Below are 26115 nucleotides of genomic sequence, written 5' to 3'. Positions count from 1 at the left end.
TCGCGGTCATGAGGGGCTTCTACGAGATCGCGGCCAATGACCCTGAACGTCCTGCCCTGCTCGGCGACGACACCACCACCTACGGCGAGCTGCTCGCCCAGGTGAACCGGGCCTCGAACGGCCTGGTGGCCCGCGGAACCGGCCAGGGCGACGCGGTGGTCACCGTGCTGAAGAACGGGCTCGACGCGCTGACCATGATGCTCGCCACCTACCAGGTCGGCGCCTACCTGGTGCCGGTCAACTGGCATTTCACCGCCGACGAGATCGCCTACATCGTGGCCGACTGCGGCGCCGAGGTGGTGGTCTCGCCGCGGCACCTCACGGTCGGCGAGCTCGTGGCGGACCAGCCGGACAGCGCGCCCGCGCACCGGCGGGCCGGGTCCATGATGCTCTACACCTCCGGCACCACGGGCCGGCCCAAGGGAGTGCGCAGGCGGCTGCTCGATCTCACGCCCGAGGAGCTCCACCCGATCCTCATGCGCAAGAGCTGGAAGCACTTCGGGCTGCCGCCCGGCGGCGTGCACCTGGTGTGCTCGCAGCTCTACCACTCGGCGCCGTACGGCCAGGCCATGATGGCGCTGCAGTTCGGGCACTCGATCGTGGCGCCCGACCGGTTCGACGCCGCCGAGACGCTGCGGCTGATCGAGCACCACCGGGTAACGAACGCGTTCATGGTGCCCACCATGTTCCACCGACTGCTGGCGGTGCCGGATCGCGAGTCGTACGACCTGTCCTCGCTCACCCACCTCTACCACGGCGCGGCCCCGTGCCCGCCGGCGACCAAGAAGGCCATGATCGACTGGCTGGGCCCGGTGGTGTGGGAGTACTACGGCTCCACCGAGGCGGCCGTGGCCACCATGGTCTCCTCCGAGGAGTGGCTGGCCAGGCCGGGCACGGTGGGCAGGGCGCTGGAGGGGATGGAGTTCAGCGTCATCGGCGAGGACGGCGAGCCGGTCCCCGCCGGCCGGCCCGGGCTGGTCTACATCGGCGGCATCAACCGGTTCGAGTATCACGGCGACCCGGCCAAGACAGCGGAGGCCATGCGCGGGCGCGACTACACGCCGGGCGACATCGGCTATCTGGACGAGGAGGGCTACCTGTTCCTGCTCGACCGCAGGACCGACCTGATCATCTCCGGCGGGGTCAACATCTACCCGGCGGAGATCGAGGCCGCGCTGCTGGAGCACCCTTCCGTGGCGGACGTGGCGGTGATCGGGGTGCCCGACCCCGAGTGGGGTCACAAGGTCGTGGCACTGGTCCAGCCCGCACCTGGGACCTCGGGCGGCGACGAGCTCACCACCGAGTTGCTGCGCCACTGCGAGCCCCGGCTCGCCAGGCTCAAGCACCCGCGAGTGATCGAATACCGCGAATCCCTGCCCCGTACGCCCACAGGGAAGCTCAGCAGGCGATATGTCCGCGAGGCGTATCTTTCGCGCTGAGCTGGGAAGATAGTGCTGCATGGGGAAGGTCGCCGGGGGGTTGGCCGCCGTGGTGCTGCTACTACTCACCGCGTGCGGTCCGGCCAGCGCGCCGATCGCCCCTCCCCGGACCACCCAGGTCTCCCCTCTCGCGACCTCGGCTCCCGCCACCAGCCCGCCGAGCGGTGCCATGCCCGGCCCGCCGCTGGAGGTGGTCTACGAACGCGTCATCGCCGAGGTCCTGCCGTCGATCGTGCAGATCACCACCAAGGTGGGTCTCGGCTCCGGCATCATCTACGACGCCGAGGGCCACATCGTCACCAACGCGCACGTGGTGGGTGAGGCGACCGAGCTGAACGTCACGCTCGCCACCGGCGGCACCCCGCGCAAGGCCAGGCTGGTCAAGACCTTCGCCCCCGGCGACCTGGCGGTCATCAAGGTGGACAACGCGCAGGGCCTGCAGCCGGCCAGGTGGGGCGACTCGGCCAAGCTCAGGGTGGGCCAGATGGTGCTGGCCATGGGCAACCCTCTGGGCCTGTCGGGCAGCGTGACCCAGGGCATCGTCTCGGCGCTCGGCCGCACGGTCTCCGAGCCGGAGAGCGCCGGCTCGCCCGGGGCGACGATCGCCGGCGCGATCCAGACCTCGGCCGCGATCAACCCGGGCAACAGCGGCGGCGCCCTGGTCGACCTGTCCGGGCAGGTGATCGGCATCCCCACGCTGGCCGCCACCGACCCGTCCCTGGGCGGCGGCGCGGCGCCGGGCATCGGCTTCGCCATCCCGAGCAACACCGCCCTGGACATCGCCTCCCAGATCATCAAGTACGGCAAGGTCGTCAACAGCCACCGGGCCGCCCTCGGCGTCAGAGGCAACACGATCATCAACGCCGACGGGGAGTCCACCGGAGTCGGTGTCGGAGTGGTGGACCCGGGCAGCGCCGCCGCCCGCGCCGGGATCCGCGCGGGAGATGTGATCATCGGCATCGACGGCAAGGCCACCTCCGCGATGGCCCAGCTCACCGAGGCCCTCACCACCTACAGGCCAGGCGACAAGGTCTCGCTCAAGGTCGTGCGCCCGAGCGGCAGGACCGAGCAGGTCACCGTCATACTCGGCGAGCTGCCGGGCGAGTGACCGGTCGCAGGTGGCGCACCAGGCAGGCGGTGGCCACCAGAGAGGCCACGCCTGCCAGCGCCATCGTCACGGGCACCGGCACCCCCTCCGCGACCGCGCCGGTGAGCGAGGCGGCGAGGCCCTGGCCGGTCTGCATCCCGCTGCCCGCCAGCCCGAGCCCCTGCCCGCGCAACTCCTCGGGCAGCGCCGCGAGGTAGCGCTCCTGCGTGCCCAGGTGCCCGGCGAACCCGAACGACGCCACCGCCACCAGCGCCACCGCCACCCACACTCCCGGCCGCAACACGAACAGCAGATACGGCACGGCCAGCAGCACATAGAGCGGCACGCCCAGCCGCAGCCGGACCTCCGGCGTGATCCACCGGCCCACCACGGCGTCGCCCACCAGCATCCCGCCCGCTGCCGCGACGAACAGCAGGCCAGCCGACTCCCCCGCATACGGTACGTACAGCGCCTCGGCTCCGACGATGAGCCCGCTCGGCACCCACTGCACGAGCAGCAGCCCGCGTAGCTCCCGGTCGCCGAGCAGCAGCCGCGCCCCGGCGAGCGAGCGCCGCGCGCCCGCCCGGGGGGACCTGGCCCGCAGCCCCAGCCGGTAGAGCAGCGCCACGGCCGCGGCCGTCCCGGCGCTCGCCCACATCGCGGCCGTCGGCCCGACCAGGGCCAGCAGCAGCGCCCCGCCGCCGAACCCGGCGATCTGCATGGCCCCCACCGCGATGTTCAGCACCGATCTGCCGAGCACATAGCCGTTGCCCGGCAGCAGGTCTGCCACCAGCGCGTTGCGCGCGGCAACGGACACGGCGTCGACCAGCCCGAGGGCCATGAGCAGCGCCAGCATGCCCCACACCGGCAGCACGCCGAGCGCGATCACCGCGAGCGCGCAGGCGCGCACCACCTCCCATCCGGCGAGCAGCGGCCGCGGCGGCAGGCGGTCGGCCAGCCCGCCCAGCAGGAGCGCGCCCAGCGCCTGCGGCAGGAACCCGGCGAGGTAGGCCACCGCGGCCAGGAACGGCGAGCCGGTGTGCGCGTAGACGAGCGTGGACAGCGCCAGCATCGTCACCATGCTGCCCGCCACGTTGGCCGTCACCCCGGCGAACAGGGTCCTGAACTCCCCGACCGCGAACACATCCCGATATGTCTTCATGGCAGGAGACCTTCGCCGGACCATGTCGCGAAGGCTATTGTTTCGTCAGGAGGCGAAACAATCCATGGCCTACCTGGACTGCACACCTGAAGACCTGACCAGGGTGAGATTCGGCCTGTCCCCCATGGGGCAGGTCGTCGGCGCCATCGGCGTGCTCGGCGGGCGTCCCATGCCGCCGGGCATGTCGATCTGGACGGCCCGGGTCCGGGACCGCTCCGACCGGCTGCTCGCCGCGCACCCGGTGCTGCGTGCCCTGGTCAGGCTGCACCGGGTCACCGACTACATCCCCGACTTCTACTGCGTGCCGGCCGACGGCCTCGACACCGCGTTCGAGGACGAGCTGCTCGCCGTCCGCCGCACGCCGCCCGAGCGGGCCAGGGCGGACCTGCGGCTCAGCTACCGGGGCCGGCCGCTCGACGCCGCCCTCGACGTGCCCGACGCGGCGCGGCGGGTGGCAGGTGCGCTGGAGGCCGTCTGGGACGAACTGGTCGCCCCCGACTGGCCGCAGCTGCGCGCCCTGCTGGAGCGCGACATCGTGCAACGGGCGGGCCGGCTCGCGGTCTACGGCTGGGCCGACGTCTTCGCGAAACTCGGCATCGAGCTGGTCTCGGAGAGCGGGCGCATCCTGCTCTGCCCGCCGGGCGGCACTCCGTACCGGCCCGGCGGGGTGGGCATGGTGCTCATGCCCAACGCGTTCGGCCTGGCCAACGTCTACCTCGCCCCGCCCCGCGCCTACGGCCTGGCCTACCCGGCGCACGGCGTGGCGGCGCTGTGGGAGCGGGCGCCCGCCTCCGACGGCCTGGTCGCGCTGCTGGGCCGGGGCCGGGCGGCCGTGCTCACCGCGCTGGACGGCCCGGCCAGCACCAGCCAGCTCGTCGCCCAGCTCGCGATGACACTCGGCGGGGTGGGTGACCATCTGGCCGTGCTGCGCAGGGCGGGCCTGGTCTCCCGCTCCCGCAGCGGCCGCTCGGTCCTCTACAGCCGCACCCCGCTGGGCGACGCGCTCATTGCTTGACCGTGTAGACGATCTCCACGCGGCGGTTCTTCTCCCGGTTGGCCGGGATCGCCTGGCCGTCGATGATGTTGGGCAGCTTGGGCCGGCTCTCGCCGTACCCCTGTGCCTGGAGGGTCACGCCCGCGCCGGTGAGCAGGCCGCGCATGACCTGCTGCACGGCCTGCGCGCGGCGCCTGGACAGCACGAGGTTGTAGGCGTCGGTGCCCTGGTCGTCGGTGTGCCCCTCGATCTTGACCACGCCGCCCGCGCCCTCGGTGTTGACCTTCTCCGCGACCTGCGCCAGCCGCTGCTTGGCCTTGGCCGTCAGCGCCCACTTGTCCAGAGCGAAGAGCACGTCGCTGGTGAGCGCGACCGTGACCTGGGTGCCCTGCGTGGTCTCGCTCTCCGTGCCGTCGAGCGACTCGACCTCGCCGATGATGTCCTCGACGGGCATCACCAGGTCCTCCACCGTTCCCGTGGCGGACTCCGGCGGGGCGGTGGGCGGTGAGGCGAGCACCATGGCCAGGGCGAGGCTAAGAGATCGGAACATCGGTGAACACGCCGATCATCGGCATCTCGATGTTGATCTTCGTCACGTCCGCGGGCGGGGCGGCGAAGACGGCGTAGAGGGAGAGGGTCTGTCCCTCCTTGAGGAACTCGCCCTGCGTCTCGGAGCAGACGCACTCCGCGTCGGGGCCGGTGCCGTTGCGCGCGACGCGATAGCGCTTGGCGTTGACCGGGTCGATGAGCGAGACGCCCCCCACCGTGTATCGCAGAACGCCGTCGCTCATGCCGTTGTGCATGTTGACCGCGCCCTCGACGACAGTGACCGACCAGTTGAGCGTGATGGTCTTGCCCTGCCTCTTGAGTACCGTGACGTCGGCGCGCGCCGTGCCGCCGTCACCTGAGGCGACCTTGGTCTCGCGGGTGGCGATCACCTTGTCCTGCTGCGGGGGCGCGCTCTGCTCCGGGGCCTTGGCGCTCTCCTTCTGAGTGGGCTGCTGCTCCTGAGACGTGGACTGCTGCTTCTCCTCGCCACCGCCGCCGCTCGCCTGTCCCGGGGGAAGCATCCCGCAACCGGTGAGCGCGACGGCGGCCACAGCCAGCGCGAGCGTCTTGCGCATGTTTATGGTCACCTTTCGGGGGTTCGACTCGTGGCCCGAGGCTAGCGGCGCGACCTTCAGGATCCGCATAGTCCGCTATATCCCCCGGTCACGGCGCCTGCGGGCCTCTCGTGCGAGCCGCTCGGCCTCGGCCTCGGCACGTCCGTCACCAAGGATCCCAAACTCTCCCATAGCACGCGTAAGCATCTCAACCGCCTCACCGAGCTCATCGACGTCGAGAAACGCCTCGCCCAGGACGAGCAGGGCGTTGCCCGCACCGCGGCGGTCACCGTACGCCGTGAACGTCTCCAGCGCCTGCCGGGCCGAGTCGACCGCGGCCTCCGGCAGGCCCTGCGCCCTGGCGATCCCGGCCAGCACGAGCAGGCCGGACGCCTCCGGCAGGCGGTCGCCGAGCCGCCGGTTGACGGCGATCCGCCGCTCCGCGAAGTCGCGGGCCTCGGCCGGCCGCCCGGCGTCCAGGTGCAGCCTGGCCAGGTCGAGCAGCGACTCCGACTGACCGCGCGGATCGCCCAGGTCGCTGTAGGCGGCCAGGCTCCGTTCCAGCAGTTCCTGGTCGCGCCGCAGCGCGCCGAGCGCCCGCAGCGCGTCGGCCCGGCCCCGCTGGTCCGCCGCCTGCTCGAAGACCTGCAGCGATCTGCGCAGCACCCGCTCGGCCTCGGCCGGGCGGGGCTCGACCATGCCCAGCCGGAGCGTGATCCTGGCCAGCTCCAAGCCCTCGACCAGGGGCTGGGCGGCTCGCAGCGCGGCGGCCGCCGCCTCGGCGCGGCCCTCGGCCCGGTGCAGGTCGGCCAGGCCGCGCAGCAGCAGCGCCTCACCCTGCCGGTGGCCCGCCGCCCTGGCCGCGTCGAGCCCCGTCGCCGTGGTGGCGTGCCAGTCGTCGTGGTGCCCACCCAGCTCGAACAGCGGAGTGAGGTAGAAAGCCAGCCGCCAGGCCGCCTCGTGCAGCCCGGCCCGGAAGAAGTCGCCGACGGTCGCCGCCAGGAACCGGCGTTCCGCGGTCAGCCAGCGCGCCTCCTGTCGCAGCCTGCCGGTCTCCAGGAGCTGCTCGGCCGTACGGGCCAGGGTCTGACCCGAGCCGGGCTCGGCGGGCAGCAGGGTCGCCCTGGCCCTCCTGGTCCGGTCGAGGATCTCCGCCGCCCTGGCCGCCAGCACGGGAGCCGGGCCGCCCTCCTCCTCCGCCAGCCGCTCGGCCGCGTAGAGCCTGGTCAGGTCGTGCCAGCCGTACCTCTCCTGACCCGCCTCGTCCAGCCCGCGCGACTGCAGCAGCCCCGCCTCGGCCAGCGGCTCCAGATCCGCCCCCAGCGCCCACGGGGCGAAGTCCGGCCCCGTGAGCGCGCCCAGCCCCCGCAGCAGCCGCCGCTCGGACTCGGCCAGACCGCGATAGCCCAGCGCCAGGCTGCCACGCACGGCCAGATCGCCCGCGCTGAGCTCGTCCAGCCTGCGCCGCTCGTCGCCGAGCCGCCCCGCCAGGTACGCCAGCGTCCAGCCCGGCTTCCTGGCCAGCCGCGACCCGGCGATCCGCAGCGCCAGCGGCAGGGCGCCGCACAGCCGCACGAGCGACATCGCGGCCTCGGGCTCACCCTCCACCCGATCCCGCCCCGCCACGTTGGCGAGCATCCGCAACGCCTCGCCCGGCTCCAGCACGCCCAGTTCGTACGCCCTGGAGGCCTCCAGCCCGGCCAGCGGCGAGCGGCTCGTCACGATGGTCACGCTGCCCGGTCCGGTCGGGAGGAGGGGCCGAACCTGCGTCTCGTCGGCGGCGTCGTCGAGCACCACGAGCAGCCGCCGGCCGGACGTCAGCCGGCGATAGAGCCGCACCCTCTCGTCGAGCGTCGGGGGCACCGCCCCGTCCGGGCACCCGAGCGAGCGCAGCAGATCCTCCAGCACGGCCCCCGGCGGCCGGCCGCCGAGCACCGCGTAGAGCCTCCCGCCGGGCAGGTCGAGCAGGTTCGCCGCGCGTACGGCCACGGCCGACTTCCCGCAGCCCGGCGGTCCGTGCACGACCAGATGCACAGGCGGCCCGGCCGGCTCGCCACCGGGGAGGCCGCCGGCTCGGGTGATCCAGGCGAGGACGTCCGCCCTACCGGTGAAGTCCGAAATATCGGGGGGCGTCTCGTTGAGCGGGATTTTTCGCTCGTCGGGAGAAACATCCACCCGGTGTGACTCGCCGCCGTCCAGCACCCGCTGGTGAGCCTCCCGTAACTCGGCGCCCGGCTCCAGGCCCAGCTCCTCCACCAGCGTCCGGCGCGCCTCCTGATAAGCGGCCAGCGCCTCCGACCTGCGACCCGCCTGGTTCAGGGCGGCCATGAGGTGCCCCCAGGCCCGCTCCCGCAGCGGGTGCGTGCCGACCAGCGACCTCAGCTCGCCGACCACCTCCCCGCCCCGGCCCAGCCGCAGGTCCAGCTCGACGCGCTCCTCAAGCGCGGTCAGCCGCAGCTCTTCCAGGGGTACGGCGTGCGAGCGGCGCAGCTCGGCGCTGTCGACGTCGGCCAGCGCCTGCCCGCGCCACAGCGACAGCGCCGCCCTGAACCCGTCGGCGGCCTCGGCGACCGCGCCCGCCTCCCTGGCACTCCTCGCTTCGCCGACGAGCCGCTCGAACCGGTGGCAGTCGACCTCGTCCGGATCGATCTCGAGCAGGTAGCCGCCCGGCACCGTGGCGATGCCGCCGACGAGCTTGCGCAGCGCGCTGACGTAGACCCTGATCACCGACTCGGCCGAAACGGGCGGCCGGTCTCCCCAGAGCACGGCCATCAACCGCTCGACCGGCACCGCCTTGCCCGCCGAGACCAGCAGCGCCGCCAGCAGCGCCCGATGCTTGGCGGGGCCCGGCTCGCGCCCGCCGTCGGCCCCCAGCGGGCCCAGCACCCGGAACCGCACGTCCATCATGCTCGGGCGCCTCTCAGCTCTGCGCGGGCTTGAGCGCGAACGACTCGAACCGCACCCGCAGCACCCCGCCCGAGTCGGGCGCCGCGTGCACCCCGGCCTCGCTCGGACCGTAGCCGCCGGCGGCGTCGGCAGCCTCGGCGACCAGGCGCTCGTTCAGCCACATCCGCAGGGTCACCCCGTCCCCGTCGCTCCCGCACTCCGCCACGACGCGATCGACCTGCCCGCCCTTGGCGTCCGCGGGACCGTACAGGATCTGGCCCGGCCGGCCCGCGCGGCGCTTGACGATGGAGACCCTGCCCGAGCCGCTCACGGTGAACTCGTAGCGGTCGCCGGACCCGGCCGCCCCGTGGCACCACACACCGTACTCTCCGCTGCCCTCTTCCAGCCTGGCCCGCGCGCTGACCACCACGCCGCCGTCCGGCTCCCGCCGGGGCGCCGACTTCCACAGCCGCCAGCCCTCCTTGACGGTCAGCACGTATCCGGTGCCGTCCCGCCGCGCGCTGCCGCCGTCGGACGAGCCGACCGCCCACGAGTCGGCGAAGTCCGTCTCGTACGGCCAGCTCTCCTGCCCGAGCCCCGGCACGAGCCCCGGCACGAGCAGAGCCGCAGCCACCACGGCGGCGAGCGCGACCGCTCCCGCGGCGCCGCCGAGCATCCACCTGCGAGCTCTCGGCGGCCGCTCGCGTGGCGCCGGCGGTCCGGGAATCGTCCAGGTGTCCTCGACGACCTGGGTCGCCGAGGCGGGACTGTGCCCGGCGCCGCCGAGCAGACCGGCCAGGAGCTGCGCGACCGTGGGCCGGGCACGCGGGTCCTTGGCCAGCGCCCGCTCCACCACCGCGCGGACGCCGTGGTCCAGGCCGTCGAGCCGGGGTTCCTCGTTGACGATGCGGTAGAGGACCTCGCCCTGGGAGCCGCCGCCGAAGGGTGGCCGGCCGGTGCCCGCGAAGGCGATCACCCCACCCCACGCGAACACGTCGGTGGCGGGGGTCAGGGGCTCGCCCCGGGCCTGCTCCGGCGCCATGAACGAGGGCGTGCCGAGGATGGCCTGGCTGATGAGGTTGTCGGCGTCGACGAGCTGGGCGATGCCGAAGTCGATCACCCGTGGCCCGAGCGGCGAGAGCAGCACGTTCGAGGGCTTGAGGTCGCGGTGGATCACTCCGGCGCCGTGGATGGCGCTGAGCGCGGTCGCGATCCCGACGGCCAGCGCCTCCAGGTTGCCGCCGGACAGCGGGCCCTGATCCCGTACGGCCTGCGCCAGGTCCGGGCCTTTGACGTACTCCGTGACGAGGTAGGCGACGTCGCCGTCGATCCCGGCGTCCAGCACCGGGGCGGTGCAGAATCTGGCCACCCTGCGGGCGGCGGCCACCTCGCGCTCGAACCTGCGGCGGAAGGCGGGGTCGCGGGCCAGCGAGGGGTGGATCACCTTGACCGCGGCCAGGCCCCCGGTGGGCGTGGTGGCCAGATGGACCTCGCCCATGCCGCCCCGGCCGAGCACGCGCCGCAGCACGTAGCCGCCGATGACCCGTTCGCCGCTCACCGCAGACAGATTAGCCAGGTCCGGATCCTCATGCTTCGTCCGTACCGGGGTCTGAGGTCAGGCGAGTGCCTGCGCCAGCCGGTAGCGAGACGGCGGGATGCCGTAACGGTCGACGAAGGCCTGGCGCAGGGTCTCGGCCGTGCCGAAGCCGCAGCGTGCGGCGATCGCCGCCATCGGCAGGGAGGTGGACGCCAGCAGGTGGGCGGCGGCCTCGGTGCGGGCCTGCCGGACGAACCGGCCCGGGGTCTGGCCGAGGTGCTTGAGGAACAGGCGGGTCAGGTGCCGCTCGCTCACCCCCGCCCCGGCGGCCAGGGTGGGCGTGGTGAGGTCGTCGGTTAGATGCGCGGTGATGTGCTCGACGGTCCGCTTGACGAGGCTGCTGGAGGCCGGCGGCCCGCTGACGAACATGCTCATCTGCGCCTGGTTGCCCGGGCGCTGCAGATAGGTCACCAGGCTGCGGGCCACCGTGCGCGCTAGCGCGCTGCCGTTGTCCTCCTCGACGAAGGCGAGAGTGAGGTCCAGGGCGGCGGTGATGCCGGCGGACGTGGCGATGTCGCCGTCGCGGATGAAGATCGGGTCCGGGTCGACGACGATCTCGGGATGGACGGTGGCCAGGCGCTGCGCCGCGCGCCAGTGGGTGGTCACGCGACGGCCGTCGAGCAGCCCGGCGGCGGCCAGCACGAAGGCTCCGGTGCACACCGACGCCACCCGGCGGCTCTCCCTGGCCAGGCGGCGCACGTGGGCGACGATCAGCTGGTTGTCGGCGGCGTTCTCGTAGCCGATGCCGCCGGACACGACGAGCGTGTCGATCGGGCCGACGACCCGTTCGAGGGGGACCTGCGCCTGGAGCGTGAGCGCGGTGCCGGTGACGACGGGATGCCCTCCGGGGGTGGCCAGCCGCACCTCGTAGTAGGGGTCGGCGCCGTGCCAGTTGGCGCTCTCCAGCGTCGAGCTGACGCAGGCGATGTCGAGCAGCTCGGCCGCGTCGTAGCCGACCACGATGACGCGCCGTTTCTCCATACGTCGACTCTAGGTCCGAAAGACGAAGAACCCAAGATTCCAGACATACCCTCTGGCGATACCTGGCTCCCGGCCCCGCCCGGCCGCACAGTCGTCGGCATGACACAGACCGAGCCGAAGACCGAACCCCGCCGATGGGCGAGGTTCGCCAGGCACTACGTGGAGATGGTCATCGCGATGTTCGCCGGGATGATCGTCCTGGGGCTCGTGCAGTCCGCCGCCGGGCTGGAACTCTCGCATGAGAGCGAGCCGGAGCTCGCCTACCTGTTGATGGCGTTCAACATGTCCGTCGGGATGACCGTCTGGATGCGCTACCGCGGGCACGGCTGGGCCTCCACGCTGGAGATGTGCGGCGCCATGTTCGCGCCCATCGTGCCGCTCTACCCGCTGCTCTGGCTGGGCCTCATCGACGGCATGAGCCTGATGGTCATCGCGCACGTGGCGATGTTCCCGGCCATGCTGGCCGTCATGCTCAGGCGCCTGGACGAGTACGCGGGCCACCACTGACCCCGGTCAGCGCCCGGCCTTGCGGTAGCCGTCCAGGACGTCCTGCCGCAGCAGGTGCCCGAACCCGGCCCGCGCCAGCCGCAGCCCGAGCCCGGCCGCGTCGGTGCCGAGCGCGGCGGCCGTGGCCGGCAGGTGCCAGTCGTGCTCGGCCAGCTTGCTGAGCAGGTGGCCGCGCCGGATCTGCGCCTGCGAGAGCCGGAACGTCTTCAGGTACGCCGGCCGCCCGTGCTCGTCGTCGATCATCTCCCCGATGTGGTTCTCGGCATGCCGGTCGAAGGAGGGCAGGAAACGCCGCAGGGTGAACCGGCCCAGGCGGTAGACGTCCTGTACTCGCGCCGGCGAGGCGAGCAGCCCCGCCGCCATGACGGAGTCGTGGAAGCCGGCCCACTCCCGCTCCTGCCGCACCGCCTGCTCCCGCAGATCCGCCAGCGAGGTGACCGCCCCCTCGTCGATGACCGCCGGGAAGTCGCCGGCCGGGTGGAACAGGGCGTACTCGTGGATCAGCTCGCCGTACAGGTCGCGGATCAACGTCGGGTGCAGTGCCCGGTAGTCCTCCGGATGCGGCACCACGAAGGCGCTGGCCAGGCTGTCGGCGACGTACAGGAGCAGGCCGCACTGCCCCGGGTAGATCTCGAAGACGCGCAGCGCGTCGTCCAGCCCGCGCACCTGGGCCCCGGTGTACGCCTCCTCCACCCGCGGTGACAGCCCCTGCGCAACCGCCCGGCGCGACCACTCCTCCCACACGATCGACGGCCCGCCGAAGTGCAGCGCGAGAAAGCCCTCCAGGGCGAGGTGCAGGGGCAGGAAGCGCAGCCTGTTCTTGTCGGCGCGCCGGGCCATCCGGCGGTGGGTCCTGACGCAGATGTGCTGCCGCGGCTCGCCGAGCTGGGTGCCGTACGCGGCGGCGGGCGTGCCGTCACCGGTCCACGACGCCACGAAGGCGTGCGGGACATACGCGGTGTAGATCGTCTTGTCGGGCAGGCTGACCATGGACAGCTCGTCGCCGTACACCTTGGCGTGCAGCCGCAGGTCCGTGATCGGCTCCGGCCGCACCAGCGGAACCAGCCGCACCGAGCCCCACGTCTGCGCGGGCCGGGTCGCCAACCCGGTGAGATCCATCATCGCAGCGCCGCCCTGTCCTCCAGATAGGCCCGCAGCTCGGCGCGACCGGTCCGCCCCTCGGCGAACTGGGCCAGCTCCACCAGCGCGGGCAGGTCCTCGGCGTCGCGAATCCCGGCGGTCGGCACCGACGCCGACAGGCGCCGCACGTCGAACCGCCCGGCGTCGTACACCGGGTTCAGATGGACGATGCTCACCTCGCCCGCCGGGTCGAGCTTGCGCCGCCACACGCGCAGCACCTCGGCCGCCAGCCCCGGCGGCGCGTTGTCCCAGCCGTCGGAGACGATGACGAGCCGGTCGGGCCGCGTTTCGAGGGCGTCGATGATCCTCTGCCCGAGCGCCGTCGCCCCCGACGGCCGCACCCGCACCGCATCGGCCCGCCCCGACAGCCACAGCCCCCGGTAGGTCCCGGCCAGCGCTTCGAGCAGGTAGTGGCAGCCCAGCGCCACCGCCAGCGGCCGCCGCCGCTTCACCGGCGACCCGAAGGAGGAGAAGCTGTCGTCCAGCACCGCCGTGACGCTCCCCCACGTGCCCCCGCGCGCTCCCGCCGCCCGGGCGGCGGAGGCCCGCAGCGCCGCCACGTGCTCGGCCGTCCGCTCGGCGACCGGCAGCGACAGCACGTACGACGCCGCCCGGACCAGCGGCATGGAGGCAAGCTCGGCCCCGCTGTCGACGCCGCCCCTCCTCGCGGACTCGGTCAGCCGCAGCCGCTCCAGCCGGGTCAGCCGGGGCGCGATCCGCTCCAGGAACACCTTCCTGTCGATCCCGTGGCGGGCCGCGAACCCCTCCGCGACGGTGTACGGCAGCTCGTACAGCGCCTTCTTGTCGTAGTGCGCGCGCCGCCACGCCTCCAGCACCGGCGAGTCGAACCTCGTCCGGCTGTGCGGCGCGAACAGGAAGTCGCCCAGCTCGCCCTCCAGACGCAGGTGCGCGTGCCGCACCGCCGCCTTCACCGCGGAGCGGTACTTGACCGCGTCGAAGGCCAGGTCGCGGCGTGCCAGCAGCCAGTCGCGGATGATCGCCCTGGTCCGCCGGTTGTTGACCCCGTCACGCCGCAGATCCTGGAACAACCGGTAGACGCGTGGCGGGCTCATCCGGCCCAGCCGCCAGGCGATCAGCCTGCCGTCCCCGCTCCCGGGCACCTTCAACAGGTTGCGGATGATCATCGCCGCGTTGTGGTCGTTGATGTCCAGGGCGAGCGCCGCCGCGTAGAGGTCGGGGTAGTTGCCGTGCACGTAGCGGTGCAGGAAGTCCAGCGACAGCCGCTGCTCGGCCGCCCCGCTGTGAAACTCGCGCTGCCCGGTGGAGGTGATCGCCGCGTTGGCGAAGAGCAGCACGTCCTCGCACTCGATCAGGTCGGCATAGGTGTCCATCGGTCCCCCGGGATCGGCTGGGCCGGCCGGGGAATGGGGGAACGAGCTGCGAAGCATCGCTGTAAAGGCGGGTTCCGGAAGTCGCACCGAAGTCCCGCGGCCGACCTGATCCAGCAACTTACCGCCTCCCGTCACCGTAAGCGACGGCATTTCCGCTCAACGCACGCGAAAGCGGCGGCGCTGGAGGAAGCGCCGCCGCTCACGCGGGTTCAGACCATCGCCCCCGCCCCAGGTGGGTCAGGCCGCGGCGCGCTCGGTGTCATGCTCGCGCAGGAACCGCTGCAGGCCCGCCAGGTCGTCGGTGTTGAGGTGATCCACGTCCGCCGCCACCAGCTCGCGCCAGAGCGCCTCCCTGGCGGGACCGGCCGTGTCCGGCGTCGCCCAGAAGCGGACCCGCTGCCCGTCACGGTGCGCGGTCGCCACGATCTCCCGGAGCTTGGCCCGCTCCGCCTCGGGCATCTCACCCTCCCCGAGCCAGGTGAAGTTGTTGGTCCAGTTGTCGCTGATCAGCGGGATCAGGGACGCCCCGCCCTGGCCCAGGTCCGACAGGCGGCCGTCGTAGAAGGCATAGCGCTTCTGCTGCGCGGCCATGAGGTCACGCGGCCGGTCGCCGCTGATGACCACCGTCACCGCTCCGGGCTTGACCTTGCCCTTGTGGTAGGTCGTCAGCATCTTGCCGTAGCCGCGCAGCACCCGGTCGATCTCGGTGTAGGTGGCGACGCCGTTGTTCTTGATGTCCACCAGCAGCTGGAGCCGCTGCCGGCTACGGGGGTAGACGTGCCCGTGGCCGGCGCGGACGCGCTGGGCCAGCGGGTCGAGGTAGAGCGACTGGAGGGTCCGGCCGGGCACCACGTCCTCCGGGTCGTGCGCGACGAGCAGCTCGCCGTCCACCAGGTACACGTCGGCCTCGACGCTGGTGAACCCGTGGTCGAGCGCGTCCAGAAGGGGGCGGTCGTGCTCGTAGTCGTTGTGCGCGTGGGCGCGGGGCAGCGGCTCGACGCCGGAGGCCGTGGCGGGGGTCGCCACCAGGAGCATCGCTCCTGCGGCGACCAACATGCCCAGAGCTCGACGGATCATTACATCTCCCTCACAAGTACTGAAACTAGAGATGTAAGACACGCTATGTGGGCAAGATGTGACGAGAGTGACTTTTCGCCTAATAGCGGGAACCGCACAGGTTTCACTCCCCGGTCAGCTCCCGCTTTCGCCGCAGCAGCGCGGCACGTACGGCATGAGCCCGCACCGTGAGCACGGCCGCCACGACGACGAACGAGACCCCGCCTACGAGGGCCGGACCATCGGCGACCGTCATGGTCGCGCCGTAGGGCCGCAGCGTCCGCGCCTCGTTCGAGGGCTTGACCGCCTCCCCCGAGAACGCGACCCCACGCCGCGTCAGGAACTCCGCGAACGCCTGATGCCCGGCCAGCGCCTCCCCCATCTGATCCGGGGACACCCGCTCCCAGTAGTGCTCGGCGTCGAACAGCAGCAGCATGAACTTCATCCGCGCACCTCCTTCACCCCTGCGTCGAGCAGCGGACGGCTCTCATCCACCATGGCGGAAGCGGCGAGGCGGGGTGTGGATGTCGAAGCGCAGCCCCGCCTGGGCCAGGATCGAGTGCGGCGCCGTCTCCGGCGTGATCAGCCCGAGGCGCTCGAAGGCGGGGAACCTCGCGGATGTGGCGGCGAGGTATCGGGGGCGCATCGGCGGATGCCAGATGCTGTAGACGCCCACCCTCCCGCCCCGGCGGCGATACCAGCCCAGGGTGGGGTGGGTCAGCCGTTCCAGCCAGTCCGCCTCGCCGGTGAAGCCGTCCAGGCGCGCGGGCGGCGGGGACAGCTCGGCCGCCTCGCAGCGGGCGTCCCCGGCGTCCAGCCGCCAGCGAGCCCGCTCGCCGTCCCAGTCCGCCTCGATCCGGATGCGGTCCCGGCTCCACGGCATCCCCCACAGATGCTGAGGGATCGCGACGACGGGATGGTCCAGGCGAGTGCCGAAGAACCAGACCCCCGGCTTTCCGTACGCGGTGACGTACGCACGGTAGTTGATCTGCCCGCAGTCGATCGCCACCGGCGGCAGGAACCGGAAGTGGAAGTCCCGGTCGCGGAAGGCGACAGCCGAGACCAGGGCTCCGGGGCCGTCGTCGAAGGCCGTCCTCGTCGGGGCGAAGCCCTCGGGCAGGTGCCGGGCGAGCGCCTCGGCGTCCACCCGGTAGGTGACGATCGCGAAGTCCTCCAGGTCCGTCTGCGCGTGGTACCAGCGCGGGCGCGGCTGCGGCGTGCCGATGAAGGTCATGCCCGAAACAGTAACGACCCGCCCATGAGCCGGCCCGCGGCCCCGGAACAACGAAAAGGCCCCCTACCTGCGGCCTGGTCGCAGGGAGGAGGCGTCTTGTCACCGTGGACCTGATGGCTGAGCACTCGAACCCCACGCACCAGGTGTAGAAGCTCGATCGTCGAGTCTGGCGGCACGGCCATGAAGAGCCGTCGCCGTCGCCATCACCGTCGCGAGAGTGATTGCGGCACGGCTCTCGGGGGAATCCTCAACCCAATCCACCGGGTCCCCTCGAAGGGGGTGCCGTGACGGCTAGTCAGTTCACGCCATGGTGGCGGCGTGTGTGGTTCTGGGGTTTAGCCGCATCTGCGACGGTAAGCGTCCTCGCCTTCGTATCCCAAGGCCAGTGGACCGTGGCGTCGGCAACGAATGCGATCATTGTCGGGCTCTATGGATCGCTGCTCACCGCGTGTGTGGAGGTGTACCTGGCACAGCACGCCAGCCGGAACAACCACGACCAACTCCTCATGATGCTCCGCCGCATCGCGGACGCCCAATCCATGCCCCCGACCCTTGCTGACATGAATGGCAGGCTCCGGGCAAGCTGGCAGGCGATCGATGACGGCAAGCACGTGCATCTTCAGATCGTTCGCGACCAGATCACCGACGAGTTCGTACAGAAGATTCAGGAGCTGGCCGACGGACGGGTGGTTCTGGAGCGCGCCAAGAAGTATGCGTTGCAGAACTCCGGACTGGCGGACGTCATCGATCTCAAGGCCATCCACATCTCCGAACTGGGCTACTGGGAGCGTCCCCGGGGTGAGCAGTGGCTCCGGACCCAGGAGTCGGCGATCACCATGGGCTGCCTGCAAGTGACACGCTTCTTCGTCTTGCGTGGCGATGAAGACCCTGATCAGATCCGGCGGGTGATCGATCGCCAGATCGCGGTCGGCATCGATGTGAAGGTCATCGACCTGCAGCGGTTGGCAGCTTCTGATCTCAACGAGATGGAGCCATACCTGGTGAACCGCGGGATCGCCACCGATACCTCCGGAGTCGAGTTCGTCACCGCCCGCAACGGGGAGCACCCGGGAAGAACGTTCTTGATCGAAGGCGAGCAGGAGGAGCTGTCGTATCGGACCCAGGATGTCCGCGTCGCCAAGGAAGGCTTCGACCTTTTGTCCTTCCGAGCGCGGCCATATGAGGCTCGGTCCTGACACCGCTTGCGCCGTCTACGCCTGCTGAACAGGACGTCGTCTTCCACCGGGCAAGATGACGGTGGCTGGCAACCTTCGGCAGACCTGTGCGCCCATTGTGCGGTCCACAGACGCGAAGCCCGCCTCTTGCCTGCGGTGTCTCTGTAGGCAAGAGGCCGCCTCGTGCTGACACGGACCCACCAGTCCCTTCGTCTCGGGGTGAGGTTCCGTGAGCGTAGGTGCCGACCTGGGTCAACGCCCTGCTCCAACAGGCTCGTGACGGAGCGAGCCTTGACCTGGCAGCGCTCGCTCCGCTCCGTCTCCAGCGAGGTGCAGGCTGAACGTCCCCTGCCCTGGGGCCGCCGGGCGAGAAGCCGGAAGCGTTATCCGCACCAGGGATGAAACAGAGGGCCGCGGCCGGTTGAAGCACGCAGAGGGACTTTCCGCCTTCCTTTGTGATGTCTTCCCGAGGAGCTGCCATGAGCACGCACGAAGAGCCAGAACGCCGCCCGAACGCCGTCCGCCAGCTCAGACTCGTGGTCGAGGCGGAGGACTACGAGGCGGCCGTGGCCTTCTACCGCGACGTGCTCGGGCTCCCTGAGGAGGCCGCGTTCTCGAGCGGGGACGGCGCGCGCGTGGCGATCCTGGATGCCGGTCGGGCCACGCTGGAGATCGCGAACCCGGCCCAGAAGAAGATGATCGACGAGGTTGAGGTGGGGAGCCAGGTGGCTCCGAAGTTCCGGGTGGCGTTCGAGGTCGACGACGCCCGGGACACGACCGAACGCCTGACGGCCGCCGGTGCATCCGAGGTCGCGCCGCCCACGGTGACGCCTTGGGAGTCACTGAACGCCCGGCTCGACGCGCCCGGCGGCCTGCACATCACGGTCTTCCAGGAGCTGCGCAGCCTGGATGAGCGCGAGTCGCTGGACGGCTTCGCCACAGACCAGGACCGGTGACGCCCGCCGTACCTCATGGCCGGGCGCAGCCTGGGTGCGAACTTCCCTGGGTCGGGGCGGGCATGCCGACGGAAGCCATCGGCAAGGAGCCACACAGAAGATCTGCGGAAGGTGCCGGACAGGAGGCCCCACAGACGCCAAACCGCCCCCTACCTGCGGTGTTCCGCAGGTAGGAGGCGGTCTGAAGTGGTGGAGGTGGCGGGAATCGAACCCGCGTCCTTCAACCCCAAGACAGGGCTTCTCCGGGCGCAGCCTGCTGTGTTTTTCTCAGCCCCGGCGATCACGCAGGCGAGTCGCCGACGGGCTCAGCCACTGTTTGGTTTCCCGATCATCCCCGTGGCCGGGTCAATCGGTTGAGCCTTCTAGCGATGCCAGATCCCAGGCCGAAGGCACTCCCGGGCTGACAGAGGTTACGCTACTTAGGCAGCGAGGGCCAGGGAGTCCTGGCCCACCTCAGCGTGCTTGTTATTGGCACTTATTGTTTTGCGGTCACAGGATTAACGAGGTTATGTCCGCCGTCCTCGGCCCGCTTCACCTGACTTGCAAAGTCGAAGTCGAAGCCAGTCACCCCCTGTGCAGTTATCAACACGTTCCCCGAAGAGCTCGCGCAACATGAAGATACCCTTCACAACACCCCGGATGCCAACTCCATTCCCACGACGTTGCGCGGGATCCGGCCTGAGACACGGCGAAACCCCCGGGAACGCTGCACAGCTGCTCGCGTTCCCGGGGGCCGACCGGCAGGGTCGAGCCGGTCCGGACGGCAGGACTTCCCCCGAGATGAAGTCCTGAACTCATCACGGCGACTGAGCCCGCAACCCCCCGAGCGGGTCCAGTCACTAGGTAAGACGCAGCCCGACCGGCGAATGGTTGCTCACCGTCACAGAAAATTACGCAGGGTCACTGAGGGCCGCGAAGAAGTTACCCGCAAGGGCCGCCGGGTCGTAGTTGCGGGTCAGCGCGGCGATCGCCACATCGCCCTGCCAGCCCACGAACCAGGCCACCTGCTCCTCCTTGTCGACCGCCTTCGCCGTCACGCCGTGGACGCGCCCCCGTCCGGCCTGGGCCGGGGTGCCGGCCGCGCCGGCCTTCATCATCGCGGTCAGCGTCCGGCGGACGCGTGGATCGACGGGCACCGGCTGGACCGGCGGTGACGGCGCCACCTCGGCCGTGGAGTCCGGCGAGGCGGGCTCGGTGACCAGTACGGGGGGGTGCCAGGCGCCGGAGGCGACCGCGGCCGAGACCAGGGCCATGCTGAGCGGGCTCACCTCGACGTTCTGGCCGGCGATGGCCTTGGCCTTGTCGGCGTCGCTGGACAGCTTGGGCACCGAGCCGCTGAACGACTTGAGAGGCAGCCGCCACGGCCGGCCGATGCCGAAGCTCTCGGCGCTCTTGGCCAGGTCCTCGCCGCTCACCCGGCGGGCCAGCGAGGCCAGCGCGGTGACGCAGCCCTTGGCGAAGTTCTCCTGGAAGGTGGGCGAGGCGCCGATGATCTGGCTGGCGTGCACGAACCTGGCCCCGCCCACGGTGCGCTCCGCCGGGCAGGGCAGCTTCTGCTTGGCCTGCACCCCGCCCTTGATGAGCGCGTCGGCCGCGACGATGGAGAACGCGGTCCCGGCGGGATATCGGCCTGCCAGCGCGTCCTTCTCCTGGTGCAGGCCCTTGCTGCCGACGGCGAGGATCTCGCCCGTCGACACCTTGACCGCCACCAGGGCGCTGCTGCGGGTGTCGGAGACCGCACGCTCGGCCGCCGCCTGCACGGAGCTGTCGATCGTGGTCTGCACCGAGACGTTCTGCCTGCCGGGCCACTCCTGCAGGGAGGCGACCTCCTTGCCGGTCTTGAGATCCAGGGTGATGACCCTGGTCCGCGTCGATCCGGTGAGGTAGTCCTGGTAGGCCTGCTGCAGGCCGCTCTGCCCGATCGAGTCGCCGGCCCGCTGCGGGCCGCCGAGCTTCTGCTCCGTCTCCGGGGTGAGCGCGCTGACCTTGCCGACGATCTGCTTGGGATCGTCGGGGTCGACGGGCTGCTCCTCCGGCTCGGTCTCGAGCTCGGGGATCGCGTCGAGCTTCGGCTTGACCTCGAGGTAGCGGGTGCGGCCGAAGGTGACCAGCGGCACCCTGACGTTCGGCGGCGAGGACCTGATGCGGCTGAGGAGCCGGTCCTCGGCGTAACCGGTGATCTGCGCGAGCTGCTTGACGACCTCCTCCGCCCGGTCGCCGAGCTGCGAAGGCACCACACCGGCGACGTAGAGGTAGGTCTGCTCCTGCAGCGGGTTGCGGTCCTTGTCCAGGACCGGCTGCCGCGGCCGCGGCTCGGTCTTGACCGCGAACCGCTGGCCCTCCTTGAGCTGCGGGTGCAGCACCGAGGGGGACCAGTGCACCTTCCACAGGCCGTCCACCAGGTGCAGCGGCAGCACGCCGTCGTAGATCCACAGGGGGTTGTTGTCCCCCAGGTCGACCTCGGCCGCGAAGTCCGCCCGCGACTGCTCGCCGTCCACCTTGACGCTCTTGATCTTGAAGCGGAACGAGGCCGCGTCGAGCTCGAGCTTGACGTCGGACAGCGCCTTGCGGACGGCGTCGGCGTCGGCGTCGGTGCGGTCGGCCGCCAGGACGTAGTCGTTCGACTGCCAGCCCACCAGGAAGTCGCGCACCGCTTCGTGCGGTGACGCTTCCTGGAGGCAGGCGGTGAGCGTCATGCTCGCGACCGCCAGTGTGACGGTCGCGGCGACGGTGCGGCGGGCTCGGCTCATCGGTTGTGGTGCCGGAGCGCCCGAGCCATCTCCCGCTTGGCCTGCTGCTCGGCCAGCGACTGCCGCTTGTCCCAGTCCTTCTTGCCTCGGGCGATGCCGATCTCGACCTTCGCCTTGCCGTCCTTGAAGTAGAGGGAGAGCGGCACGATCGTGAGCCCGCCCTCCTTGGTCTTCGCGGCGAGCTTCTCGATCTCCTTGCGGTGGAGGAGGAGCTTGCGCTTGCGGCGGGCAGCGTGGTTGGTCCACGTCCCCTGGGTGTATTCGGGGATGTGGACGTTCATCAACCACGCTTCGCCGGCGTCGATCGTGGCGTAGCCGTCGGACAGCGAGGCACGACCCTCGCGCAGCGACTTCACCTCGGTGCCCTGCAGCACGAGCCCCGCCTCGAAAGTGTCCTCGACGTGGTAATCGTGCCGGGCACGCTTGTTCTGGGCGATAACCTTCCGCCCGGTCTCACGTGGCATGCTTCGACCTTACCGGCGTTTCGTCAGACCCTGAGGTAACGGCGAAGCGTGACGAATGACGCCAGCACACAGATCAGCACACCGATCACCATCGTCAGGGTGATGACCGAGGCGACGTCGTCCCAGCCGATCTGCGCGCCGAGCGCCAGATACTTGGCGATCTCCTCGAACAGGAACACCTTGGCGACGATCAGCATGACGGCGGCGAACACGCCACCGATCAGGCCGGCGATCATGCCCTCCATGACGAAGGGCAGCTGGATGTAGAGGTTGGAGGCGCCGACCAGCCGCATGATGCCCGTCTCACGTCGGCGGTTGAACGCCGACAACCGCACCGTGTTGCCGATCAGCAGGGCCGCCGCGAGCACCAGGATGATGGCGACCGCCAGCGCCCCAGATCGCAGCTTGTCCAGCATGCCGAAGAACTGGCCGATCAGGTCCTTCTGGTTGATCACCTGGGCGACGCCGGGCTGTCCGGTGAGGGCCTGGATGACCGGCGCGTAGTTGTCCGGGTCGACCAGCTTGACGCGGAAGGACGTGGGCATGTCCTCCACCTTGGCCGCGTCCACGAGGGCCTTGTTGCCGGCGTAGGAGTCCTGGAAGTTCTTGTAGGCGGCGGCCTGGTCCTCGAAGAACACCTCCTCGACGCCGGGGATCCCCTCGATCTGCTTCTGCAGCGTCTGGGTCTGGGTGTCGGTGATCCCCTTGCCGTTGCAGGAGGGCCGGTCGGAGGACTTGGTGCACAGGAAGACCGACACTTCGACCTTGTCGTACCAGAAGTCCTTCATCATCGTGACCTGGGCGTTGATCATCAAGCCGACGCCCAGCATCGCCATGCCGACCGCCACGGTGATGATGACCGCGATCGTCATGGTCAGGTTGCGACGGAGGCCGATCCAGACCTCGGAGAAGATGAAATTCGCCCGCATGTTTTGTCTGCTGCTCCCTGCTCAGTACGCCTGGCCGTAGACGCCACGCGACTGGTCGCGGACGATCTTGCCGTCCTCCAGCTCCACGACACGCTTGCGCATGGAGTCGACGATGGCCGCGTCGTGCGTGGCCATGACGACCGTAGTGCCGGTCCTGTTGATCCGGTCGAGCACCTTCATGATGCCGATGCTCGTCGCGGGGTCGATGTTGCCCGTCGGCTCGTCCGCCAGCAGGATCATGGGCCGGTTGACGAACGCTCGGGCCATGGCGACGCGCTGCTGCTCGCCGCCGGACAGCTCGTCGGGCATGCGGTGGGCCTTGCCTTCCAGGCCGACCAGCTCGATGACCTCCGGCACGACCTTGCGGATGAACCGCCTGGGCTTGCCGATGACCTCGAGCGCGAACGCCACGTTCTCGTAGACGTTCTTGTTCGGGAGCAGCCTGAAGTCCTGGAACACGCAGCCGATGCGGCGGCGCAGGTGAGGCACCTTGAAGTTGGAGAGACGGCCCAGGTCCTTGCCGGCGACATGGATCGCCCCGGAGTTGGGCCGCTCCTCTTTGAGGATCAGGCGTAGAAAGGTGGACTTGCCTGATCCCGAGGGACCGACGAGGAACACGAACTCGCCCTTGTCCACATCAACCGAGACGTGGTCGAGAGCAGGCCGGTTCTGGTTCGTGTAGACCTTGGTGACATTATCGAAATGGATCACGAGAGCATCACGGCATGCCAGTCTAGGGGTCAGGACGGAAGCGAGGGTGGCACATGCCCACTTCCCGCCACTCGCCTATCGGGGACGCCTCTCTTTACCGATGATCGACGTTCCGATTGGCCAGAGGACAGTCTAGGGGGAAGACTGGCATGGAACGTCCATAACGGAAACAAAACGATTGTGCGGCTACACTTGGGGCTGACATGAGTTGCCAACACCTCGTATGCGCGCAGTGCGCCCATCCCGTGATCGAGGGCCGCTGCCCCCTCTGCCGCGCCAACCGCGAGCGGATGCACAACCACGGCTTCGCCGGGCTGTCACCCGCCCTCATCGCCCTGCTGCTGGTCGTGCTGCTCTTCGCGACCCTGGCGCTGCGGCACCTAGGCGGTCTCTGACTCCTGACGGCGCATCCAGCGGATCTCCGACTCGATGAACCCGTCGATGTCCCCGTCGAGCACCGCCGACGGGTTTCCCGCCTCCGTGCCCGTGCGCAGGTCCTTCACGATCTGATAGGGGTGCAGCACGTAGTTGCGGATCTGCGTGCCCCATGACGTGGTCGTGGCCCCGCGCAGCTCCGACATCTTCTCCGCCTCCTCCTGCCGCTTGCGCTCGAGCAGCTTGGCCTGCAGCACGTTCATGGCCGTGGCCCGGTTCTGCAGCTGGGAGCGCTCGTTCTGGCAGGAGACCACGATGCCGGACGGCAGGTGGGTGATGCGGACGGCGGAGTCGGTGGTGTTGACGCCCTGACCGCCCGGCCCCGACGAACGGTAGACGTCGACGCGGATCTCGTCCTCAACGATGTCGATGTGATCGGTCTGCTCGACGACCGGCACCACGTCCACCCCGGCGAACGAGGTCTGGCGGCGGCCCTGGTTGTCGAACGGGCTGATGCGGACCAGCCGGTGCGTGCCGTGCTCGCCGCGCAGCGTGCCGTAGGCGTAGGGGGTCTTGATGGCGAAGGTGGCCGACTTGATGCCGGCCTCCTCCGCGTAGGAGGTCTCGTAGACCTCCGTGGCGTACTTCTTCTGCTCCGCCCAGCGCAGATACATGCGCAGCAGCATCTCCGCCCAGTCGGCCGCGTCGACGCCGCCGGCCTGGGAGTTGATCGTCACCAGGGCCTCGCGGGCGTCGTAGGGGCCCGACAGCAGGGTGCGCACCTCCAGGGCGCCGATGTCGGCCTTGAGGGAGCTCAGCTCCTTGTCGGCCTCGGCCCTGGTCTCCTCGTCCGCCTCCTCGGCGGCCAGCTGGAAGAGCACCGACAGGTCGTCCAGGCGGCGGGCCAGCCCGTCCACGCGGTTGAGCTCGCCCTGGATGTGGGAGAGCTTGCTGGTGACCTTCTGCGCCTTGTCAGGGTCGTCCCACAGGTCGGGGGCGGCAACCTGCTCCTCCAGCTCCTCGATCTGCTTGCGCATCGCGTCGAGGTCGAGCACGTCCTGGATGCTCCGCAGCGTGCCCGCGAGCTCGTTGATCTCTTCTGCCGGATCGATGACTGCCACGTCTCCCTAGCGTACGCGACCCTCGCGGGCCCGAATAACATGGCGAGGTGCGTGTACATGGTCGGCGGACAGCGCTGGCGCTCGCCGTCGCCCTGCTGGCGTCCGCCTGCTCGGGGCCCGCCGGCCCGGCGCCCGCCCCGGCGGCCGCGACCCGCGGCGTGTCCGCGGCCCCCAGCACCTCCCCCACGGCCGCGGCGACCGCCGTCACACCGGTGGAGGCGGCCCAGGTGTTCGCCACCTTCACCGCCACCGACAACGTCCTGCGCGACGGCGGCGACCTGCGACTGGCCATGGAGTACGTCCGCGACGCCGAGGCCCGGCTCACCGCCGTCGCGTTCCTGTCCACCGACGGCGAGCCGCCCCGCCGCAGGTGGGGACCCCCGATCTTGTACGTGCCGCGCTTCCCGGCGAGCGAGCAGGCGCCCTGGTTCAGCGTGCTGGCCACCCGCGACGGCCACCCGACGATGCTGACGTTCGCCAAGGCCGGCGACTGGCGGCTCGGCGCGGCCGCACGCCTGCTGTCGGGCCAGGAGGCGCCCCGCATCCAGCTCGACCCCGAGGGCTACGCCACCGCCCTCGCCCCCGACGACAAGGGCGTCACCATCAGCCCCCAGTACATGGGCCCCCTGCACGCCACGGTCGCCGAGGCCGGGGCCGAGGGCGTGTCCGCCGGCCTGATCGGCTCCGGCCCCTACACCACCGAGGTGGCGGCGCAGATCACGGCCGACCGCGAGCGGGCCAAGAAGAACGGTTTCAGCTACGACTCGATCTTCACCGCCAACGACCATCCCGTGTACGGCCTGCGCACGCAGGACGGCGGAGCGGTGATCCAATACTCACTGTCGCGGACCACCACGACGACCACGAAGACGGCCGAGGACGACTACATCCCGGTGCCGGCCACGGCCCGCTGGGCCATCGACGCCCCGGTGGTGCGGCGCAACCTGCGGATCACCGAGGTCCACCAGTACGTCACGGCCGTCCCGCCGTCGACGGCCCCCGCCGCGGCCGAGGTCATAGGCCACGACGGCGCCCTCACCCGCGCCGCGGGCCAGTAGCCCGGCGGCCCCTTCCACGCACGGCCACGGCCCGCCGA

Annotated in this window: 24 protein-coding genes and 1 other RNA gene; 8 read left to right on the top strand and 17 right to left on the bottom strand. The window is 70.7% G+C overall.

Going from position 1 to position 26115, the window contains the following annotated elements; all coding sequences use genetic code 11:
- Positions 1 to 8: 8 nt before the first annotated feature.
- Entirely contained in the window at positions 9 to 1439 is a 1431-nt protein-coding gene (locus V5E28_RS16855; RefSeq protein ID WP_336207851.1) for an AMP-binding protein, read from the top strand.
- A gap of 19 nt (positions 1440 to 1458) precedes the next feature.
- Positions 1459 to 2547, top strand: a complete 1089-nt coding sequence (locus V5E28_RS16850; protein WP_336207850.1) for a S1C family serine protease — start codon at positions 1459 to 1461, stop codon at positions 2545 to 2547.
- Here V5E28_RS16850 and V5E28_RS16845 read toward each other — a convergent pair.
- Positions 2519 to 3688: an MFS transporter gene (locus tag V5E28_RS16845; RefSeq protein WP_336207849.1), complete on the bottom strand. Its 1170-nt coding sequence runs from the start codon at positions 3686 to 3688 to the stop codon at positions 2519 to 2521. The genes V5E28_RS16850 and V5E28_RS16845 overlap by 29 nt on opposite strands.
- Positions 3689 to 3752: 64 nt before the next feature.
- Here V5E28_RS16845 and V5E28_RS16840 point away from each other — a divergent pair, with 64 nt between their 5' ends.
- A complete protein-coding gene (locus tag V5E28_RS16840; protein ID WP_336207848.1) occupies positions 3753 to 4703 on the top strand; it encodes an ArsR/SmtB family transcription factor in 951 nt (316 codons plus the stop codon).
- Here the strand turns inward: V5E28_RS16840 and V5E28_RS16835 are convergent.
- The 5 genes from V5E28_RS16835 to V5E28_RS16815 all read right to left on the bottom strand — a co-directional run bounded on the left by V5E28_RS16835 (position 4693) and on the right by V5E28_RS16815 (position 11249).
- The gene (locus V5E28_RS16835) at positions 4693 to 5232 is read right to left on the bottom strand and encodes an OmpA family protein (protein ID WP_336207847.1); all 540 of its coding nucleotides are present in this window, start codon (positions 5230 to 5232) and stop codon (positions 4693 to 4695) included. The genes V5E28_RS16840 and V5E28_RS16835 overlap by 11 nt on opposite strands.
- Positions 5216 to 5806, bottom strand: coding sequence for a hypothetical protein (locus V5E28_RS16830; protein ID WP_336207846.1), 591 nt, complete (start codon positions 5804 to 5806; stop codon positions 5216 to 5218). Before V5E28_RS16830 ends, V5E28_RS16835 begins: the two co-directional genes overlap by 17 nt.
- Positions 5807 to 5881: 75 nt before the next feature.
- A complete protein-coding gene (locus tag V5E28_RS16825) occupies positions 5882 to 8692 on the bottom strand; it encodes an AfsR/SARP family transcriptional regulator (RefSeq protein WP_336207845.1) in 2811 nt (936 codons plus the stop codon).
- A gap of 13 nt (positions 8693 to 8705) precedes the next feature.
- Positions 8706 to 10229, bottom strand: a complete 1524-nt coding sequence (locus V5E28_RS16820; protein WP_336207844.1) for a serine/threonine-protein kinase — start codon at positions 10227 to 10229, stop codon at positions 8706 to 8708.
- Positions 10230 to 10286: 57 nt separating this feature from the next.
- Positions 10287 to 11249, bottom strand: coding sequence for a GlxA family transcriptional regulator (locus V5E28_RS16815; RefSeq protein ID WP_336207843.1), 963 nt, complete (start codon positions 11247 to 11249; stop codon positions 10287 to 10289).
- Between the two features lie 99 nt (positions 11250 to 11348).
- Here V5E28_RS16815 and V5E28_RS16810 point away from each other — a divergent pair, with 99 nt between their 5' ends.
- A complete protein-coding gene (locus V5E28_RS16810; protein WP_336207842.1) occupies positions 11349 to 11756 on the top strand; it encodes a hypothetical protein in 408 nt (135 codons plus the stop codon).
- Positions 11757 to 11762: 6 nt separating this feature from the next.
- Here V5E28_RS16810 and V5E28_RS16805 read toward each other — a convergent pair whose 3' ends face one another.
- From V5E28_RS16805 to V5E28_RS16785, 5 genes are all read right to left on the bottom strand, one after another.
- Positions 11763 to 12878, bottom strand: a complete 1116-nt coding sequence (locus tag V5E28_RS16805; RefSeq protein ID WP_336207841.1) for an ARPP-2 domain-containing protein — start codon at positions 12876 to 12878, stop codon at positions 11763 to 11765.
- Positions 12875 to 14248, bottom strand: coding sequence for a hypothetical protein (locus tag V5E28_RS16800; protein WP_336207840.1), 1374 nt, complete (start codon positions 14246 to 14248; stop codon positions 12875 to 12877). The genes V5E28_RS16805 and V5E28_RS16800 overlap by 4 nt, the downstream gene beginning before the upstream one ends.
- Before the next feature lie 237 nt (positions 14249 to 14485).
- On the bottom strand, positions 14486 to 15325 hold the full coding sequence (locus V5E28_RS16795) for a phosphatidylinositol-specific phospholipase C/glycerophosphodiester phosphodiesterase family protein (RefSeq protein WP_336207839.1): 840 nt from the start codon (positions 15323 to 15325) through the stop codon (positions 14486 to 14488).
- A gap of 103 nt (positions 15326 to 15428) precedes the next feature.
- Positions 15429 to 15749: a YciI family protein gene (locus tag V5E28_RS16790; protein ID WP_336207838.1), complete on the bottom strand. Its 321-nt coding sequence runs from the start codon at positions 15747 to 15749 to the stop codon at positions 15429 to 15431.
- Positions 15750 to 15791: 42 nt separating this feature from the next.
- Positions 15792 to 16538, bottom strand: a complete 747-nt coding sequence (locus tag V5E28_RS16785) for a DUF2071 domain-containing protein (protein ID WP_336207837.1) — start codon at positions 16536 to 16538, stop codon at positions 15792 to 15794.
- Positions 16539 to 16822: 284 nt separating this feature from the next.
- Between V5E28_RS16785 and V5E28_RS16780 the strand changes: the two genes are divergently transcribed.
- Positions 16823 to 17734 carry a hypothetical protein gene (locus V5E28_RS16780; RefSeq protein ID WP_336207836.1) on the top strand — a complete coding sequence of 304 codons (912 nt, stop codon included), beginning with the start codon at positions 16823 to 16825 and terminating at the stop codon, positions 17732 to 17734.
- Between the two features lie 458 nt (positions 17735 to 18192).
- On the top strand, positions 18193 to 18669 hold the full coding sequence (locus V5E28_RS16775) for a VOC family protein (RefSeq protein WP_336207835.1): 477 nt from the start codon (positions 18193 to 18195) through the stop codon (positions 18667 to 18669).
- Between the two features lie 187 nt (positions 18670 to 18856).
- Here the strand turns inward: V5E28_RS16775 and ssrA are convergent.
- The 5 genes from ssrA to ftsE all read right to left on the bottom strand — a co-directional run bounded on the left by ssrA (position 18857) and on the right by ftsE (position 23523).
- Positions 18857 to 19241, bottom strand: a transfer-messenger RNA (tmRNA) gene (gene ssrA, locus V5E28_RS16770).
- Positions 19242 to 19559: 318 nt separating this feature from the next.
- Positions 19560 to 21419, bottom strand: a complete 1860-nt coding sequence (locus V5E28_RS16765; RefSeq protein WP_336207834.1) for a penicillin-binding transpeptidase domain-containing protein — start codon at positions 21417 to 21419, stop codon at positions 19560 to 19562.
- A complete protein-coding gene (gene smpB, locus V5E28_RS16760; protein ID WP_336207833.1) occupies positions 21416 to 21883 on the bottom strand; it encodes an SsrA-binding protein SmpB in 468 nt (155 codons plus the stop codon). The genes V5E28_RS16765 and smpB overlap by 4 nt, the downstream gene beginning before the upstream one ends.
- 23 nt (positions 21884 to 21906) lie before the next feature.
- Positions 21907 to 22812 carry a permease-like cell division protein FtsX gene (gene ftsX / locus V5E28_RS16755; protein ID WP_336207832.1) on the bottom strand — a complete coding sequence of 302 codons (906 nt, stop codon included), beginning with the start codon at positions 22810 to 22812 and terminating at the stop codon, positions 21907 to 21909.
- Between the two features lie 21 nt (positions 22813 to 22833).
- Complete coding sequence (gene ftsE, locus V5E28_RS16750) at positions 22834 to 23523, bottom strand: cell division ATP-binding protein FtsE (RefSeq protein ID WP_336207831.1); 690 nt, start codon at positions 23521 to 23523, stop codon at positions 22834 to 22836.
- A 203-nt stretch (positions 23524 to 23726) separates the two neighbouring features.
- On the opposite strand from ftsE, the gene V5E28_RS16745 reads away from it, so the two are divergent.
- Positions 23727 to 23918 (top strand): hypothetical protein, encoded by a 192-nt coding sequence (locus V5E28_RS16745; RefSeq protein ID WP_336207830.1) that lies wholly within the window; start codon positions 23727 to 23729, stop codon positions 23916 to 23918.
- On the opposite strand, the gene prfB is transcribed toward V5E28_RS16745, so the two are convergent.
- Complete coding sequence (gene prfB, locus V5E28_RS16740; RefSeq protein ID WP_336207829.1) at positions 23904 to 25019, bottom strand: peptide chain release factor 2; 1116 nt, start codon at positions 25017 to 25019, stop codon at positions 23904 to 23906. The genes V5E28_RS16745 and prfB overlap by 15 nt on opposite strands.
- A gap of 47 nt (positions 25020 to 25066) precedes the next feature.
- Here prfB and V5E28_RS16735 point away from each other — a divergent pair, with 47 nt between their 5' ends.
- Complete coding sequence (locus V5E28_RS16735; protein WP_336207828.1) at positions 25067 to 26077, top strand: hypothetical protein; 1011 nt, start codon at positions 25067 to 25069, stop codon at positions 26075 to 26077.
- The last annotated feature ends 38 nt before the right edge of the window (positions 26078 to 26115 follow it).

Source organism: Nonomuraea sp. LPB2021202275-12-8 (assembly GCF_037044575.1).
Taxonomy (GTDB): domain Bacteria; phylum Actinomycetota; class Actinomycetes; order Streptosporangiales; family Streptosporangiaceae; genus Nonomuraea.
This window is presented reverse-complemented; position numbering and strand designations above follow the sequence as displayed.